The sequence below is a fragment of the Streptomyces sp. NPDC051136 genome (assembly GCF_044455745.1).
Lineage (GTDB): Bacteria > Actinomycetota > Actinomycetes > Streptomycetales > Streptomycetaceae > Streptomyces.
In genome coordinates, this window is sequence record NZ_JBITFE010000007.1 from 392,866 (window position 1) to 405,888 (window position 13,023).

The 13,023-nt window shown below is 71.5% G+C and carries 11 protein-coding genes; 7 read left to right on the plus strand and 4 right to left on the minus strand.

The genetic code is table 11. The features are described 5' to 3' along the window. Positions 1-62: 62 nt before the first annotated feature. The 3 genes from ACIBCJ_RS22340 to ACIBCJ_RS22350 all read left to right on the plus strand — a co-directional run bounded on the left by ACIBCJ_RS22340 (position 63) and on the right by ACIBCJ_RS22350 (position 4,762). On the plus strand, positions 63-1,859 hold the full coding sequence (locus ACIBCJ_RS22340) for a PQQ-binding-like beta-propeller repeat protein (protein ID WP_362506365.1): 1,797 nt from the start codon (positions 63-65) through the stop codon (positions 1,857-1,859). Between the two features lie 94 nt (positions 1,860-1,953). Next, on the plus strand, positions 1,954-3,846 hold the full coding sequence (locus tag ACIBCJ_RS22345; RefSeq protein WP_365980680.1) for a PQQ-binding-like beta-propeller repeat protein: 1,893 nt from the start codon (positions 1,954-1,956) through the stop codon (positions 3,844-3,846). 241 nt (positions 3,847-4,087) lie between these two features. Beyond that, complete coding sequence (locus ACIBCJ_RS22350) at positions 4,088-4,762, plus strand: response regulator transcription factor (protein ID WP_052843784.1); 675 nt, start codon at positions 4,088-4,090, stop codon at positions 4,760-4,762. 608 nt (positions 4,763-5,370) lie between these two features. On the opposite strand, the gene ACIBCJ_RS22355 is transcribed toward ACIBCJ_RS22350, so the two are convergent. Continuing rightward, positions 5,371-5,679 carry a hypothetical protein gene (locus ACIBCJ_RS22355; RefSeq protein WP_362097704.1) on the minus strand — a complete coding sequence of 103 codons (309 nt, stop codon included), beginning with the start codon at positions 5,677-5,679 and terminating at the stop codon, positions 5,371-5,373. 21 nt (positions 5,680-5,700) lie between these two features. Further along, positions 5,701-7,389, minus strand: coding sequence for a sodium:solute symporter family protein (locus ACIBCJ_RS22360; protein ID WP_362097707.1), 1,689 nt, complete (start codon positions 7,387-7,389; stop codon positions 5,701-5,703). Between the two features lie 204 nt (positions 7,390-7,593). Between ACIBCJ_RS22360 and galT the strand changes: the two genes are divergently transcribed. Genes galT through galK form a run of 3 tightly spaced genes read left to right on the plus strand, consistent with a single transcriptional unit; the run spans position 7,594 to position 10,824 of the window. After that, a complete protein-coding gene (galT, locus tag ACIBCJ_RS22365) occupies positions 7,594-8,655 on the plus strand; it encodes a galactose-1-phosphate uridylyltransferase (RefSeq protein WP_362097710.1) in 1,062 nt (353 codons plus the stop codon). After that, positions 8,652-9,614, plus strand: coding sequence for a UDP-glucose 4-epimerase GalE (gene galE, locus ACIBCJ_RS22370; protein WP_362506356.1), 963 nt, complete (start codon positions 8,652-8,654; stop codon positions 9,612-9,614). The genes galT and galE overlap by 4 nt, the downstream gene beginning before the upstream one ends. Positions 9,615-9,660: 46 nt before the next feature. Then, on the plus strand, positions 9,661-10,824 hold the full coding sequence (galK, locus tag ACIBCJ_RS22375) for a galactokinase (RefSeq protein WP_365981506.1): 1,164 nt from the start codon (positions 9,661-9,663) through the stop codon (positions 10,822-10,824). Positions 10,825-10,942: 118 nt separating this feature from the next. Here galK and ACIBCJ_RS22380 read toward each other — a convergent pair whose 3' ends face one another. Then, entirely contained in the window at positions 10,943-11,398 is a 456-nt protein-coding gene (locus tag ACIBCJ_RS22380; protein ID WP_362097719.1) for a GNAT family N-acetyltransferase, read from the minus strand. A 318-nt stretch (positions 11,399-11,716) separates the two neighbouring features. Here ACIBCJ_RS22380 and ACIBCJ_RS22385 point away from each other — a divergent pair, with 318 nt between their 5' ends. Further along, the gene (locus ACIBCJ_RS22385; RefSeq protein ID WP_362097723.1) at positions 11,717-12,496 is read left to right on the plus strand and encodes a response regulator transcription factor; all 780 of its coding nucleotides are present in this window, start codon (positions 11,717-11,719) and stop codon (positions 12,494-12,496) included. On the opposite strand, the gene tamR is transcribed toward ACIBCJ_RS22385, so the two are convergent. Continuing rightward, the gene (tamR, locus tag ACIBCJ_RS22390) at positions 12,455-12,952 is read right to left on the minus strand and encodes a MarR family transcriptional regulator TamR (protein ID WP_007450665.1); all 498 of its coding nucleotides are present in this window, start codon (positions 12,950-12,952) and stop codon (positions 12,455-12,457) included. The two genes, ACIBCJ_RS22385 and tamR, sit on opposite strands and share 42 nt — an antisense overlap. Positions 12,953-13,023 lie beyond the last annotated feature (71 nt).

The window sequence follows — 13,023 nt, forward strand, 5'->3', positions numbered from 1 at the left end:
CCAGCGCGTGACCCGGGGCGTGGCCAAAAATCAGTGAGTGAGCAATAAGGGGGAACGCGCTGATGAGCCAGCCGCCGAATCAGCCGCCGCAGCCGGGTGGCTTCGGAGCACCGCAGGACCCGCCTCCGGGAGGCTTCGGGGCACCGACCCCGCCGCCCCCGCAGGGACCGCCGCCCGGCCCGCCGTCCAAGCAGCCGGGCTACGGCTACCCGCAGCAGCCCGGTTACGGCTACCCGCAGCAGCCGGGCCAGCCGGCCCAGCCCGGGCCGTACGGCCAGCAGCCCGGACCGTACAACTCCGGCCCGTACGCCCAGCCGCAGCAGCCGGGACCGTACGGCCAGCAGCCCGGGTACGGCTACCCGCAGCAGCCCTACCCGGGCGCTCCCGGCACCCCGCCGCCTGGCGGCCCCGGGTCCCGCAACCCCTTCAAGGGCAAGCCCGCCCTCGTCGTCGGCGCCGCGGTCGCGGCCCTGCTCGTCATCGGCGGCAGCGTGTGGGCCGTCACCGCGAGCGGCGGCGACGACGAGAAGAAGAAGCCCGTCGCCGCCAAGAGCGACGACCCCAAGCCCTCCGGTTCCAAGGGTGGCGCCCCGGTCGACTCCGGTGACGGCAGCGGCGACGGCGGCGAGGACCCCGAGGACCTCAACGAGGGCCGCCAGGCCGGTGAGTCCAAGGTGCTCTGGTACAAGGAGGCGCCCGACGCCCCCGGATCCGGCGCCGACGCCGACGGCATGTGGATCACCGACACGGCCGCGGTGAAGGTGGCGTACAAGCAGGTCTTCGCCTACAACGTCGGCGACGGCAAGCCCACCTGGGAGCCGGTCACCTTCCCGGAGAAGATCTGCTCGGCCACCCCGGAGAAGACGGCCGCGGACAAGATCGTCGTCGCCTACATGAGCGGCTCCAGCGACCGCGCCAAGTGCAACAAGCTCCAGGAGATCGACCTCGCCACCGGGGCGAAGGGCTGGTCCGGAGAGGTCGCCGACGGCGACCTGTTCGACTCCACGCTCTCCCTCGAACTGACGCTCAGCGGCGACACCATGATGGTCGGCCGCTCCCAGTCCGGCACCGCCTACGACGTCCGCAGCGGCAAGAAGCTGTTCGACAAGAAGAAGTACGGCGACGCCTGCTTCCCGGCCGGATTCGCGGGCAGTGCGAACAAGCTCGTCCAGGTCGCCTCCTGCGGCGCCGGCGGCGACAACGCGCACGACGAGCTCCAGGGGCTCGACCCGAAGACCGGCAAGGTCCTGTGGACCTACAAGTACGACAAGGGCTGGCGGATCGCCCGCACCTACTCCGTCGACCCGCTCGTCGTCTACGCCACCGACGAGGACAAGAAGGTCTGGAACATCTCCAGCTTCACCTCCGCCGGCAAGGTCCAGGAACAGGTCGGCGTCGACGAGGACTTCGCCCCCGAGTGCGGCTGGGCCATCCTCGAACGCGACCTCCAGGGCTGCTCGGGCGTGACCGTCGCCGCGGGCACCCTCTACCTGCCGACCGAGGCGACCAGCGGCGCCAACGAGATCGTCGCCGTCAACCTCGCCACCGGCAAGGAGAAGTGGCGGGTCAAGTCCCCCGCGGACGAGTCGATGATGCCGATGAAGGTCGAGGGCGACCAGCTCATCGCCTACGTCCAGCCGTCCTACGACGCGGGCGGCCAGGTCGTCTCCATCCCGACCGGCGGCAGCAGCCACAAGCCGGTCAAGCTGTTGCAGAACCCGCAGGGTGTCGCGGACATCGAGAACGGCTTCTACTCCAAGGACATCGACTGGGTCGACGGGCGGTTCTACATCTCCACCACCCGCCTCAACGGAAACGACGAGTCGAAGGAGAAGTTGATGCTCGCCTACGGCAAGTGACCTCTTCTCCGGCCGCGTCCGCGGCCGCCGCTCCGGCCGCCTTCGCGCGGCCCGCTCCGTCCCCGTCGTCTCCGCTCTCCGAGGTGCTCACGTCATGACCCAGCCGCCGCCCCCGCCGCCCCACCAGCCCCCGCAGGGCGGCGGCTTCGGCCCGCCGCAGAACCAGCCGCCCGCGAACCAGCCGCCGCAGCCGCCCGCGCCGCCCTCCGGGCCCGACCTCGGCAAGACTCCCCCGCAGCAGCCGGGGTACGGCTACCCGCAGGCACCCGCGACTCCGCCGGCCCCGCCCGCGGGGCCGCCGCCCCAGCAGCCGGGGTACGGGTATCCGCAGGCGCCGCCGCCGCAGCCCCAGCCCGGGTACGGCTACCCGGGTCAGCCGGGTCAGCCGGGTCAGCAGCCCGGGGCGTACGGGCAGCCCACGCAGCCCTATGGCCAGCCCGGTCAGCCCGGTTACGGTTACCAGCCCGGTTACCAGCCGCCGACCATGCCCGTGCAGCCCCAGGCCGCGGGCGGACCGGGCGGCGGCCGGAAGATCAACGCGCAGGTGGCGATCATCGTGGCCGCCGTCGTCGCGATCGCGCTGATCATCGGCGGCGGCGTCTGGTACGCCGGTTCCTCCGGCAAGGACGACGACAAGAACACGGCGAGCTCCAGCGGCGGCAAGGGCGGCGACGGCGGGACCGACCAGAAGGGCGGCGACGGCGGCAAGTCCTCCGGCGCCCAGGAGAAGGCGCCCGCCGACCCGGCCTCCAAGGTGCTCTTCCAGGTCCCCATGCCCGCGGTGAGCAAGGAGGACAACAGCGTCGTCGTCTCCGGCTCGTGGCTCACCGACAAGGTGTACGCCAAGAGCGGCATCGCCGAGATCGTCGGGTACGACCCCGCCGCGGGCACCAAGAAGTGGTCGATCAAGCTGGAAGGCCCCGTCTGCGCCGTCACCCACCACGTCACCGACGACAACAAGACGGTGATCGTCCACCAGCCCGCCATGCCGACCAAGGCGGAGCCCGCGCACGGCTGCACCCAGGTCGCGGTCCTCGACCTGGACGCGGGCAAGAAGGTGTGGACGAAGACCGCCGGTGAAGGACCGATCTCCTTCGACAACGTCACCATCAGCGGTGACACGGTCGCCGCGGGCAGCACCGACGGCGGCGTCGCCTTCGACATCGCCAAGGGCGACATCCTCTGGTCCCCGAAGACGACCGACACCTGCTACGACGCCGGCTACGGCGGCGGCGAGAAGCTGGTCGCGGTACGCAAGTGCGGCACGTACGACGCCCGGCAGCTGAACATCCAGACCATCGACCCGAAGAGCGGCAAGGTGCTCTCCGAGTACAAGATGGCCAAGGGCATCGAGTACGCGGGCATCGTGTCGACGAACCCGCTGGTCGTGGCCGCCGACGTCGGCGACTCCGCCGGGGACGGCAGCGGCATCTCGGACTTCTTCTCCATCGACAACAAGACCGGCAAGCTGCTCACCCGCATCGGGGCACCGGGCGACCAGTACGCGGCCCGCTGCGACAGCATCACCCAGCCCGAGAGCTGCGGAGGGCTCGCGGCCGGCAACGGCAAGCTCTACATCGCGACCGAGGAGCACGAGGGCAGCGGCGAGTCGTACAGCCAGGCCAACGAGGTCGTCGCCTTCGACCTCACCACGGGCAAGCAGACCGGCCAGCGCGCGGACTCCGGTGACGACTACACGATCACCCCGCTGCGCATGGACGGCGGCAACGTGATCGCCTACAAGCGGCCGCCGTACGACAAGGGCGGGCAGATCGTCAGCATCGACGGCGGCACGTTCAAGCAGACGACGCTGCTGGAGAACCCGGCGACCGAAGCGATCCGGGACGTGGAGTCCAGCATGTCGCCGGAGTACTCCGAGCTCATCTACGCGCAGGGGCACCTGTACATGTCGCAGGTGTACGCCAGCGAGCCGAGCAGTGCGGGCGAGAAGGAGTACCTGGCGATCGGGTTCGGCACCAGCGGCTGACGCCGTTCGCCGTCCCTCCTCGGGTGTCCGTCACGGTCCCGTCCCTGTCGTGGGGGCGGGGCCGTTCGCATGCGCGGGGGAGTTGTGGGGGAGTCTCGGTCCTGCGGGGGAGTCTCGGTCCTGCGGGCGGTTCTCGCCGGTAGGGGCAGCGCGCGGGCTGGCTAGCGTGTAGCTTCCGGGAACATGCCGGGCTGTGCCGGGGGCATGCCGGGGTGGGACAGGGTGACTGGGGGGTTGCTCCATGGGAGTACGGCTCATGGTGGTCGACGATCACCGACTGCTGGCGGAGGCGCTGGCTTCGGCGCTGAAGCTGCGGGGGCATCGGGTGCTGGCCGCGGCGGCGCCGGCGGCGGGGGCGGCGGAGCTGGTGATCAGCCGGGCGCCGGAGGTGTGCCTGCTGGGGACGGCGACACCGGCCGAGCCGGGGATCTTCGACCCGGTGGTGCGGATCAAGCGGGAGCGTCCGCAGGTGGCGGTGCTGGTGCTGGGGCCGGTGCCGAGTCCGCGGGGGATCGCGGCGGCGTTCGCGGCGGGGGCGTCGGGGTACGTGCGGCACGACGAGCGCATAGAGGGCGTCGAGCGGGCGATCATGAAGGCGCGGGCGGGGGAGGCGGCGGTGGCGCCGGCGTTGCTCCAGGGGGCCTTCGGTGAGCTGCTGAACCCGGCGGCCCAGCCCGACGACGAGGGGCAGCGGCTGTTGCAGATGCTGACGCCGCGGGAGGTGGAGGTGCTGGTGCGGGTCGCGGACGGCGAGGACACCCGTCTGATCGCGGCGGGCATGGGCATCGCCCCGTCGACGGCCCGCACGCACGTCCAGCGCGTTCTGATGAAGCTCGGGGTCGGCTCCCGCCTGGAGGCAGCGGCACTGGCCGCGCGGACGGGACTGCTGGACCGGGCGGGCGCCTCCGGCGGCTGACCGTCTGCCTGCGGCGCCTGTGCGGGGTTCGGTGTGGTGGGTGTGATGCCTGCGGCGCCTGTGCGGGGTTCGGTTACTGCGATGCCTGCGGCGCCTGTGCGGGTTCGGTGGGGGTGCGTGTAGCGCCTTGGGTTCGGTGGGTGGTGCGGGGCCGGGGGGGGGGGGGGGGGGGGGGGGGGGGGGGGGGGGGGGGGGGGGGGGGGGGGGGGGTGGGGGGGGGGGGGGGGGGGGGGGCCGCGCCGTCCGTCCTCGGAACGGCGCGGAATCGGTCACTTGAAAGGGCTCGCGGCGTTGACGCGCCAACCGCTGCGGGCGGACACCCCCCACCCCGTCCCCTCCCCGCCGTACGCGAGTGCAGGCAGTCGGCCCCCGCCGCCCCCAGCTGCGGGCAGTCGTGCCGCTGGGGCGGCACGGGTGGGCGCAGCGGCACCCCGGCAGCGCCGGGTCACCCGTCTCCTCGCCCCAGCACCCACCCCGGGCCACCGCGCAACGCCGGGCACCCCGCCCGGCGGCACCCGCACCCACCCCGGGCCACCGGCCCACGCCGGGCACGCCGCCGGCGTCAGCGCGGCGGCGTCATGATGTCGCCCGGCGTCGGGACGGCGTCGTCACTTCTCGCCGGCCTCCTCCAGCGGCGGCGTCGGCGGCGCCACCGGCCGCAGTTTCAGCCAGGCCAGGAAGAACACCCCGAGGACCAGCATCCCCACCCCGGTCCACAGATTGATGTTCACCCCCTGCGCCTTGTCGATGTCGTCGTCGGACGCCACGATGCCCGCGATCGTCACGATGACGCCGTAGACCACGAACAGCCCGCCGATGATCCGCCGGATGTCGAACAGCCGCGCGGCGGTCGCGGACTTGGTCTCCAGCTCGGAGACCTCGTCCTGGACGTTCTTGTCGGAGTAGGAATCAGACATGCTCTCTCAATCCTCCCGCGATCAGAACGAGAACGGGATGTAGCAGGCGGCGGCCAGGACGACCGCGCCCCAGCCCAGCAGCGCCGGCCGGCGGTACCACGCGTCGTCGCCCTTGGCGGGCGCCTCGGACATGCCGGGTGAGGTGGTGCCGTAGACCAGGCCCTGCAGCTCGGTGACCGGCTTCGGCTTGGTGAACAGGGACACGGCGACCATGACCACCGCACCGGCGACGAAGCCCGCGATCGCGGAGACGAAGTTGGCGCCCTGGTCGGAGGGGATGTCGATGATGCCCTGCTTGTAGATGACGAAGTAGTTCACCATCGCGGCTGTGGTGCCCGCGATCAGGCCCCAGAAGCCGGACTTCATCGACGCGCGCTTCCAGAACATGCCGATGATGAAGACCACGAACATCGGCACGTTGAAGAAGGAGAAGAGCGTCTGGAGGTAGCTCATGATGTTCGAGAAGGACGAGGCCAGGAACGCCGTGCCGATGGAGGCCAGGACGCCGATCACGGTGATCAGGCGGCCGAAGCGGACGTAGTAGCCGTCCTCGCGGTCCTTCACCACGTACTTCTGCCAGATGTCGGTGGTGAAGACCGTGTTGAAGGAGGAGATGTTGGCCGCCATGCCGGCCATGAAGGCGGCCAGCAGACCGGTCACCGCGATGCCGAGGACACCGTTGGGCAGCAGCTGCTGCATCAGGTACGGGATCGCGTCGTTGTACTGGAGGTCCGAGCCGGGGGTGCCGATCTTGGGGACCAGGACCGCGGCGACCAGACCCGGGATCATCACGACGAAGACGATGAAGATCTTCGGGAAGGCGGCGATCAGCGGGGTGCGCTGGGCCGCGGAGAGGTTCTTCGCCGACAGGGCGCGCTGCACCTCGGCGAAGTTCGTCGTCCAGTAGCCGAAGGAGAGCACGAAGCCGAGGCCGAGGACGATGGTCAGCCAGTTGGCGCCCAGCGGGTTCTCGCTGCCGATGCCCGTGCCGCCCCACGCCGTCATGAAGTCGGAGCCGTGGGACTTGGAGAGCGAGTCGGACAGGCCGTCCCAGCCGCCGACCTTCTTCAGGCCGAGGATCGTGATCGGGATGAGGCCCGCCAGGATCACGAAGAACTGGAGCACCTCGTTGTAGATGGCCGAGGAGAGGCCGCCCAGGGTGATGTACGCCAGGACGAAGAAGCCCGCCACCACGATGGCCACCCACTCCGGCCAGCCCAGCAGCGCCTCGACGACGATCGCGAGGGCGTACAGGTTCACGCCGGCGATCAGGATGGCGGCGACGGCGAAAAGGGCCGAACTGAGGAGGTGGGCGGCCTTGTCGAAGCGGAGCAGGAGGAACTCCGGGACCGAGCGGACCTTCGAGCCGTAGTAGAACGGCATCATCACCAGGCCGAGGAAGACCATCGCCGGGATGGCGCCGATCCAGTACCAGTGGGTCGTGTAGACGCCGTACTGGGCGCTGTTGGCGGCCATGCCGAGGATCTCGGTGGCGCCCAGGTTGGCGGCGACGAAGGCGAGGCCGGTGACCCAGGCGGGCAGCGAGCGGCCGGACAGGAAGAAGTCCAGGCTGGTCTTGACGGAACGCCGGGCGGCGAAGCCGATGCCCAGGACGACCAGGAAGTAGATCCCGAGGATCGTGTAGTCGAGCCAGTTGGTGGGGAGTCGAAGCTCCGCGGCTAGGTAAGTGGAGCTTGTGGGGGTTTGCATTAAGCACTCGCTTCGTTCGCGAACTGATCCGCAGCGGAACCTACGCCTCCGCGTTCAGTAATTGAACACTTTGGGTGATGAACTTTGTTTGATTGTGATGAAGGGGGCCGCCGCGGCACCGGTGGTGGGTTGTGATGTGTTATGTTTGATTGTGTTCGGTGAGTGGTTTCCTTGGTGACCGTTGGGGTGCAGAGGAGTGCGGCAGTGAAGAAGACCTCGACCCGGCTGGCCGACGGTCGCGAGCTGATCTACTACGACCTGCGCGACGACACCGTGCGGGACGCCGTGGACCGCCGTCCGCTGGAGCGGACCGTCACCACCTCCGAGGTCCGCCGCGACCCGCTGCTCGGCGACTCGGTCGCCGTCGCCTCGCACCGCCAGGGCCGCACCTACCACCCGCCGGCCGACCAGTGCCCGTTGTGCCCCTCGGACGGGGAGCGGCTGAGCGAGATCCCGGACTCGTCGTACGACGTGGTGGTCTTCGAGAACCGCTTCCCCTCGCTGGCCGGCGACTCCGGGCGCTGCGAGGTCGTCTGCTTCACCTCCGACCACGACGCCTCCTTCGCCGACCTGAGCGAGGAGCAGGCCCGGCTCGTGCTCGACGCCTGGACGGACCGCACCTCGGAGCTGTCCCATCTGCCCTCCGTCGACCAGGTGTTCTGCTTCGAGAACCGGGGCGCCGAGATCGGCGTGACGCTGGGTCACCCGCACGGGCAGATCTACGCCTACCCGTTCACCACCCCCCGCACCGCCCTGATGCTCCGTTCGCTCGCCGCCCACAAGGACGCGACGGGCGGGGAGAACCTGTTCGACTCCGTCGTGGCCGAGGAGCTGGCCGGCGACCGGGTCGTCCTGGAGGGCGAACACTGGGTCGCCTTCGTGCCCTACGCCGCGCACTGGCCCTACGAGGTGCACCTCTACCCGAAGCGGCGGGTGCCCGACCTGCTCGGCCTCGACGAGGCCGCCCGCACGGAATTCCCCAAGGTCTATCTGGAACTGTTGAGGCGCTTCGACCGGATCTTCGGTGCGGGGGAGCCCCCGACGCCCTACATCGCCGCCTGGCACCAGGCGCCGTTCGGGCAGCTGGAGGAGTTCGACGGTGTGACGCGGGACGACTTCGCGCTGCACCTGGAGCTTTTCACCATCCGCCGTACATCGGGCAAGCTGAAGTTCCTCGCGGGCTCCGAGTCCGGCATGAACGTGTTCATCAACGACGTGCCCCCGGAGCGCGCGGCCGAGCGACTGCGAGAGGTAGCGAGTTCATGAGCGGGAAGTACCTGGTGACAGGTGGCGCGGGATACGTCGGCAGCGTCGTCGCCCAGCACTTGGTGGAAGCCGGGCACGAGGTGGTCGTGCTCGACAATCTGTCGACCGGCTTCCGTGAGGGTGTCCCGGCGGGCGCCTCGTTCGTCGAGGGCGACATCCGCGACGCCGCCAAGTGGCTGGACGCCTCCTTCGACGGTGTCCTGCACTTCGCCGCCTTCTCCCAGGTGGGCGAGTCCGTCGTCAAGCCCGAGAAGTACTGGGACAACAACGTCGGCGGCACCATGGCCCTGCTGGAGGCCATGCGGGGCGCGGGCGTGCGGCGGCTCGTCTTCTCCTCCACGGCCGCCACCTACGGCGAGCCGGACCAGGTCCCGATCGTCGAGTCCGCGCCGACGAGGCCCACGAACCCCTACGGCGCCTCCAAGCTCGCCGTCGACCACATGATCACCGGTGAGGCGGCGGCCCACGGGCTGGGCGCGGTCTCGCTGCGGTACTTCAACGTCGCGGGCGCGTACGGGGAGTACGGCGAGCGGCACGACCCCGAGTCGCACCTCATCCCGCTGGTCCTCCAGGTCGCGCAGGGCCGCCGCGACGCGATCTCCGTCTTCGGCGACGACTACCCGACGCCGGACGGCACCTGCGTCCGCGACTACATCCACGTCGCCGACCTGGCCGAGGCCCACCTGCTGGCCGTCTCGGCCGCCACCCCCGGCGAGCACCTCATCTGCAACCTGGGCAACGGGAACGGGTTCTCCGTGCGCGAGGTCGTCGAGACCGTGCGGCGGGTCACCGGCCACCCGATCCCGGAGGTCGTGGCCCCCCGCCGGGGCGGCGACCCGGCGGTCCTGGTGGCGTCGGCGGACACCGCCCGGGAGAAACTGGGCTGGCGGCCGTCCCGCGCGGACCTCGCGGGCATCGTGGCGGACGCGTGGGAGTTCGCGCAGCGACGCGCGGGCTAGGACGCACGGAATTCACGGACTTTCCGGAAGGGCGAGGGGACAGGGCATGGGCGAGGCTGTCGCGGTAACCGTCGGCGAGCGGTTCCGGGAGCTGTACGGGGCGGATCCGGAGGGCGTGTGGGCGGCGCCGGGCCGGGTGAACCTCATCGGTGAGCACACCGACTACAACGACGGCTTCGTCATGCCCTTCGCCCTGCCCCACCAGGCCGTCGCGGCCGTCTCCCGGCGCGACGACGGCATCCTGCGCCTGCACTCCGCCGACATCGCGGCCGACCCCGTCGAGCTGCGCGTCGCCGACCTGGCCCCCGGCTCGGACAAGTCCTGGACCGCGTACCCCTCGGGCGTCGTCTGGGCGCTGCGCGAGGCCGGTCACGAGCTGACCGGCGCCGACATCCACCTGGCCTCGACCGTCCCGTCGGGCGCGGGGCTCTCCTCCTCCGCGGCCCTGGAGGTCGTGGTGGCACTGGCGTTGAACGACCTCTACGCCTTCGGCCTGCGCGGCTGGCAGCTGGCCCGCCTGTGCCAGCGCGCGGAGAACGTCTACGTCGGCGCGCCCGTCGGCATCATGGACCAGACGGCCGCCGCCTGCTGCGAGGCGGGCCACGCCCTCTTCCTCGACACCCGCGACCTCTCCCAGCGCCAGATCCCCTTCGACCTCGCCTCCGAGGGCATGCGCCTGCTGGTCGTCGACACCCGCGTCAAGCACTCCCACAGCGAGGGCGAGTACGGCAAGCGCCGCGCCGGCTGCGAGAAGGGCGCCGCGCTGCTGGGCGTCGACGCGCTGCGCGACGTGCCGTACGCCGGACTCGACGCGGCACTGGAACGGCTGGCCGACGACGAGGAGGTCGGCCGCCTGGTCCGGCACATCGTCACGGAGAACGAGCGCGTCGAGCGGGTGGTGTCGCTCCTGGAGTCCGGCGAGACCCGGGCCATCGGCCCCGTCCTCGTCGAGGGCCACGCCTCGCTGCGGGACGACTTCCGCATCTCCTGCCCCGAGCTGGACCTGGTCGTCGACACGGCCCTCGCCGCCGGCGCGCTCGGCGCCCGCATGACCGGCGGCGGCTTCGGCGGCTCGGCGATCGTCCTGGTGGAGGCCGCCGACGTGGACGCCGTCACCGGAGCGGTCGAGGACGCCTTCGCGACGGCCGGCTTCACGGCGCCGCGGATGTTCGAAGCGGTGCCCTCGGCGGGGGCCCGGCGTCTGGGCTGACGGACCCGCGGCCCGCGTGGGAACCCCGGGCCTCCGCCGTGCGGGGCGGCGGCCACCGCGTCACCGACCGCCCCGGCCTCGCCCACACCGGCGTCCAGGCGCCCCCGGACCGGTCTCCTCAGCCCCACCGCTTGACCAGCGTGTACTCCGTCACCCCCGGCGGATAGTCGGGGATCACGCACGCCACCTCGTAGCCGTGCCGGGTGTAGAAGCCCGGGGCCTGGAAGTCCCAGGTCTCCACCCGGGCGGCGGCGCACCCGCGCTCGGTGCGGGCGGTGCGTTCCGCCTCGCCGAGCAGGGCGGAGCCGAGGCCCGAGCCGCGGTGGCCGCCGTCCACCCACAGGTACGTCACGTGCAGCCAGGTCGCCCAGGTGTGGCCGACCAGGCCGCCCGCCAGAGCGCCCGCCTCGTCCAGCATCCAGACGTGCAGCGGGAATTCGCGTTCGTGAGGGGTCCCGCGCAGGGAACGCAGGACGGAGGAGGCCGCTGTGTTCGTCTCCCGCAGGCGGATGCGCAGCAGATCGCGCCGTTCCCTGTCGACTTCTGTCACAAGACGAAACATGCGGCTCACCATAAACGTGCCGCCGAGTCAGTTCTGCGAATAGCCTTCCGCTCCCGGCGCCCGCCCGTACTCTGATGAGCAACACCGGTGGGGGCCGGTGTCGTTCAGGGGGCGAGACGGCCGGGTACGGCGCCCGGGGCGGGGCGGTCACCGCTCGGCGGCGGCCGGGCGGCGGCTCCGGCCCGTCCCGGAGCGGCGAGCACACAGCACAGCCGAATACGGGGTCCGGATACGGGCCTCGGGCGTCGTACCCGTGCCGGTGACGCCGTCCGAGGACGGACAGACGATGGGTATCCCCTGCTCCGCGCGGAGCTCGGGGGAGGGGGTTTCGTGGTTCGGATCCGAGTCCTGGTCGTCGACGACCACCGCATCTTCGCCGAGTCGCTCGCCGCCGCCCTGGCCGCCGAGCCCGACGTCGACGTCTCCGCGGCCGGCAGCGGTCCGGCCGCGCTGCGCTGCCTGGAGCGGGCCGCGTCCGAGGGGCGGCGCTTCGACGTGCTCCTCGTCGACGCCGACCTGGGCGGCCACGTGCCCGGCGCGCGGCCCGCCGTGCCCGTGCGGGAGGGCGACGAGGACGGCCTGGTGGACGGCATCTCGCTGGTCGCCGGCGTGCGGTCGGGGCAGTCCGGCGTGCGGATCGTCGTCCTGGCCGAGAAGGACGACCCCCGGCGGGCGGCCCTGGCCCTGGGGGCCGGGGCCTCGGGCTGGGTGGCCAAGGACTGCTCCCTGTCCCGGCTGCTCAACGTCATCCGGGGCGTCCTGCGCGACGAGACGCACCTGCCGCCCGCGCTGCTCACCGGCGTGCTGCGCGAGCTGACCGCCGCCCGCAAGCACCGCACCGAGAGCGAGGTGCTGGTGGAGTCGCTGACCCCGCGCGAGCGCGAGGTGCTGCGCTGCATGGTCGCGGGCCTCGGCCGCAAGGCGGTCGCGGAGCGGCTGTACCTGTCCCCGCACACGGTCCGCACCCACATGCAGAACGTCCTGGGCAAGCTGGGCGTCCACTCCACCCTGGCCGCCGTGGCGCTGGCGCGCAGGGCCGGGGTCGGGCCCGCCGACCTGGCCGGACCCTCAGCCGGGGATGTTGTCGAACGGGGCGGTCAGTTGGCGTAGCAGGGCCGCCAGCTCACTGCGCTGGGCGCGGGACAGCTCGCCCAGGATCGCCCGCTCCTGGGCCAGCAGGCCCGCCAGGGACTGGTCGGCGCGGTCCCGGCCCTCGTCCGTGAGCCGGACCAGGACGCCGCGCCGGTCACTGGGATCGGGCAGGCGCTCCACCAGGCCCTTCTTCGCCAGCCGGTCGATGCGGTTGGTCATCGTGCCCGACGTGACCAGGGTCTGGGTGAGCAACTGCCCCGGCGAGAGCTGGTACGGGGTGCCCGCGCGGCGCAGCGCCGTCAGCACGTCGAACTCCCACGGCTCCAGCTGGTGCTCGGAGAAGGCCAGCCGACGGGCGCGGTCCAGGTGCCGGGCGAGCCTGCTGACGCGGCTGAGCACCTCGAGCGGTTCCACGTCGAGGTCCGGGCGCTCCCGGCGCCACGCTGCGACCAGCCGATCGACCTCGTCCTCCATGACGATCAGTGTAGTGGTTGTGTCGATGTGAAGTCTCTTGATGTCGATTGTCTCGACAACAACAATCTTGA